General features: G+C 31.2%; 3 protein-coding genes. All 3 read left to right on the top strand.

The features are described from left to right. The first annotated feature begins 222 nt into the window (after window positions 1-222). The 3 genes from QM536_09475 to QM536_09485 all read left to right on the top strand — a co-directional run bounded on the left by QM536_09475 (window position 223) and on the right by QM536_09485 (window position 4,170). Entirely contained in the window at window positions 223-2,298 is a 2,076-nt protein-coding gene (locus QM536_09475) for a DUF262 domain-containing protein (GenBank protein MDI9357239.1), read from the top strand. Window positions 2,299-2,464: 166 nt separating this feature from the next. Beyond that, window positions 2,465-3,277, top strand: coding sequence for a transketolase (locus QM536_09480; GenBank protein MDI9357240.1), 813 nt, complete (start codon window positions 2,465-2,467; stop codon window positions 3,275-3,277). Continuing rightward, the gene (locus QM536_09485) at window positions 3,274-4,170 is read left to right on the top strand and encodes a hypothetical protein (protein ID MDI9357241.1); all 897 of its coding nucleotides are present in this window, start codon (window positions 3,274-3,276) and stop codon (window positions 4,168-4,170) included. Before QM536_09480 ends, QM536_09485 begins: the two co-directional genes overlap by 4 nt. Window positions 4,171-4,221: the final 51 nt, after the last annotated feature.

The raw sequence follows: 4,221 nt of genomic DNA on the forward strand, positions 1-4,221 counted from the left end.
AAAAGAGACTAAAGAAAATATAAAAACTAATTTTTAAAAATGCTCTTTTTATATATTTTTTTGTTTACCAATACACTCAATACAAAACAAATGGCATTCATCGATTTTAAAAGTACCCAAGAAGTAGTAGGAAAGACAATATCCACACCGAAACTACCCGTCAAGTAGAAGAACATTTAGCACTCTTAGAAAAAAATATAAACACATAATTATTTACTAAAAATGAAAGCAGAAGAAAACCAGGTAATTACTTTTTTACGAAATCCAACAACACAATTTATTATTCCTGTTTACCAAAGAAATTATGATTGGAAAGAAGAACATTGCAAACAGCTCTTGGATGATATTATTAACATAGCTTCTGATACAACAATCTCTGCACATTTCATTGGAAGTATTATTTATAGAAATGAAAAACTATCTACTACTAATACATTAACAGAGTTTGTCATTATAGATGGGCAACAAAGAATTACCACTCTCACTCTTATATACATAGCTCTGTATCGCCTTTGCACAAAAGAGAAGGTTAACCAGAAATCAACAATAGAATCTTTTCTGTTTAATACAAATTCTAATTCTAAAACAGAAAAATTAAAGCTCCGACCTACAGAAAATAATGATGAGGCAATTAAATCTCTTTTAGAAGAAAATACAACAGAAAAGGGAGATGATACTTCTAATATAATAAAAAACTTTAATTATTTTCAAGAAAATATAACTGTTGATAGTTATGAGAAGGTAATAGAAGGTTTGGATAAACTTTGGTTTGTAGAAATAAGGTTAGGAAAAGAAGATGATCCCCAAAGGATATTTGAAAGTATGAATTCCACAGGGCTTGACCTTTCACAAGCAGACCTTATCCGAAATTACATTCTTATGCGACTACCTCCAGAAAAACAAAATGAATTATATACAAATTATTGGCTTCCCATAGAAGAAAATACTCGTGATACAAAAGACAATAAAAATCCATCGAAGACTTCAGATTTTATAAGAGATTATCTTATTTATCAGAATGAAAGTATTCCCAATAAAGATAAGGTATATTCTGAATTTAAAAAAAAATTCCCTTTTGTCAATGGTAAAATAGAAAACATAGAAGAAAACCTTACAGAAATAAAAGACCTATCCGAATACTATAAAAAAATACTAAACCCTGAAAAAGAAACAGATACAGACATTCGTATCCATTTAGAGTATATAAAAGAAATAGAAATAACTGTTTCCTATCCTTTTTTAATGAAAGTGTATTCTGATTACGGAGCAAAGAATATTGATAAAAATATCTTTATAGGAGTATTGGAGTTGATGCAATCTTTCTGCATAAGACGTGCTATAATAGGATTACCAACTAATGCACTCAATAAAATTTTTGCTTCCCTGTGTTCCAAAATAAAACAAGTAAAACAAGATAGTTATATTGACTCTCTTGAACGTACTCTTTTGTTACCCACAGGTACATGGAAATTTCCACGAAATGAAGAAATCATAGAAAGTATCAAAAGCAAAGATATGTACAACAGTAATAATATAAAGTATATTTTAAAAAGAATAGAGTACCACGAACAAAAAGAAAAAGTTCAGATAGACAATAATATTACAGTAGAACATATTTTTCCTCAAACCACCACCAATACAGGATGGATAGAAGATTTAGGAGAAGACATTTGTAAACAAATAAAAGAACAACGTATCCATACCATAGGAAATCTTACCCTTACCGGAAACAATCCCGAACTCGGTAATAACACTTTTGCCAAAAAAAAAGATATATACACAGACAGTTCGTTTTCTATAACCAGAAATATAACGAAGAATGAAAAATGGGGAATAGAGGAAATAGAACAAAGATGTGAGTATCTAACGAGCATATTCCTACAGGTATGGGAGTGTCCCGATAGAAACAGAGAAAGCAATACAGGAGAAATAAATATTTTTGAGGCAGAGGATCCTACATCGAAAAAAATAGAGTATATAAACTTACTTGGTACACAAATAAGAGATAATAATTTTACAAAAATGTATACACAAGTAATACAAAAACTTATGGAACTAGATTTTGGAGGTCTTGATAATCTATTACCAAAAATAAAACTTTTTCACGAGCAAGGTACCAAACCATATTCTACCATAACAATAGAAAAAAAACAATACTATCTTTTTACGGGAGGAAATAATAAGCAAAAGTTTGACAATATTAAAATAACGTTAAAAGCATTAGAATTACAAGATGGCTGCTTTGTAAAATATAGTGATGAAAAGGATGCAGAAGATTTATTTTCAAAGAATGATTAACGAAAACGAATAATAATATGGCATTCATCGATTTTAAAAGTACCCAAGAAGTAGTAGGAAAGACAATATCCACACCGAAACTACCCGTCAAGTAGAAGAACATTTAGCACTCTTAGAAAAAGAAAATAATACATTACTTTCTTAAAAACTGTATCTAAAAATATTCATGTTACCGAAAAAAACTCATAATTACTTAGTAGAAAAAAATTTTTTTGTAAAAAAAAGATTCCTTGCTCTCTATAAAAAAGCAAATGCAGGACATATAGGTTCTTCACTCTCTTGCTCTGAAATATTAGTATTTATATTCTTTCATCTTATGAAAGAGACCGATGAATTTGTTCTATCAAAAGGACATGCCGCCGCCGCACTTTACAGCGTCTTAACAGAAAAAGAAATTATTACCGAAAAAGCAGTGAACACTTTTTATGAAAACGCTACTTATTTTCCCGCACATCCACCCGCAGGAAAAATAGACAAAATTCTTTTTGCCACAGGAAGCTTAGGACATGGACTGAGCATCGCAGCAGGATTAGCTCTCTCTAAAAAATTTAAAAAATCAAAAGACATAATCTATTGCCTTACTTCAGATGGAGAATTAAACGAAGGCAGCACATGGGAAGCAGCACAATTTATCACACACCATAACCTAAACAACCTTCTATGGTTTATAGATAAAAATAACCTACAAGGATTCGGAACAACTAAAAAAGTTATGAATCCCTTTTCTCTTGCGGATAAATGCAAAGCCTTTGGATTCGAAGTATGGGAAACAGAAGGGCATAACTTTAATGCTTTAGCAGAATCTACAAAATACCATATAAAAAAACCAACTGCTATTATATGCAATACCGTGAAAGGAAACGGATGGAATGGAAAAGCAAATACACTAGAATGCCATTACCTACCATTCCAAGAAAATCAATTTGAAGAAATAATGCAAGTAATTGAGCAAGAATACAAATTAAATATCTTATTATGAGAGTAGAATTCGCACAAGCTATAGTAAAGCATTTTCATACAATAGAAAATCAGGTGTTTTTAACAGGTGATTTAGGGTTTATGGCTTTAGAAAAAGTACAAGAAGTATTTGGAGAAAAATTTATTAACGCAGGGGTTGCAGAGCAAAATATGATATCGGTAGCCGCCGCTTTATCAAAAGAAGGTTTTATTCCATGGGCATACAGTATCGCTCCATTTATCACACTACGACCTTACGAGCAGATAAGAAACGACATTTGTCTTCATAAACTCCACGTGAACCTAGTAGGTAATGGCGGCGGATTTGGATACGGTATTATGGGACACACACACCATAACCCCGAAGATATTGGCGCAATGAGGCTTATGCCAAACATGAAAATATGTATACCATTTATCGCATCTGATGTAGAAGAAGCCGTAATGCAAATGCTACAAGAACAATGCCCACATTACTTACGACTTAACACAGCTGCTAAAATACCATACCCAATACCTCCTTTTTCTCAATGGAGAAAAATTAAAGATGGACACAAAGCAGTGATTATAGGAACAGGACCCGTATTAGGAAATATATTTGAACATAAAAGTATACAAGAAGACGCAGAAATATGGATAGTAAGTATATTCCCCTTTCAAAATATCCCCACAGAATTAATAGAAAACATCCAAAAAACAAAAAAACTTATAACTATTGAAGAACATTACGAACCTGGCGGATTAAATGAAATGATACCAAAGCATGTATTAGGAAAAATGGAAACAAAAATATCATTCTTACCTCTTTATATAAAAGGGTACTTATCTGGAAAATATGGAAACCAAAGATGGCATTTAGAAGAAAATAACCTCGCTGGAGATAATTTACAAAAAATAGTATCCGATTTTTTATAAAAAATGATAGAAGAAAAAATTAAAACAGAAGTACTAAAATTAGAAGGACCA

It is taken from the genome of Chitinophagaceae bacterium, assembly GCA_030053935.1.
In the GTDB taxonomy this organism is placed as follows: Bacteria; Bacteroidota; Bacteroidia; order Cytophagales; family JASGCU01; genus JASGCU01.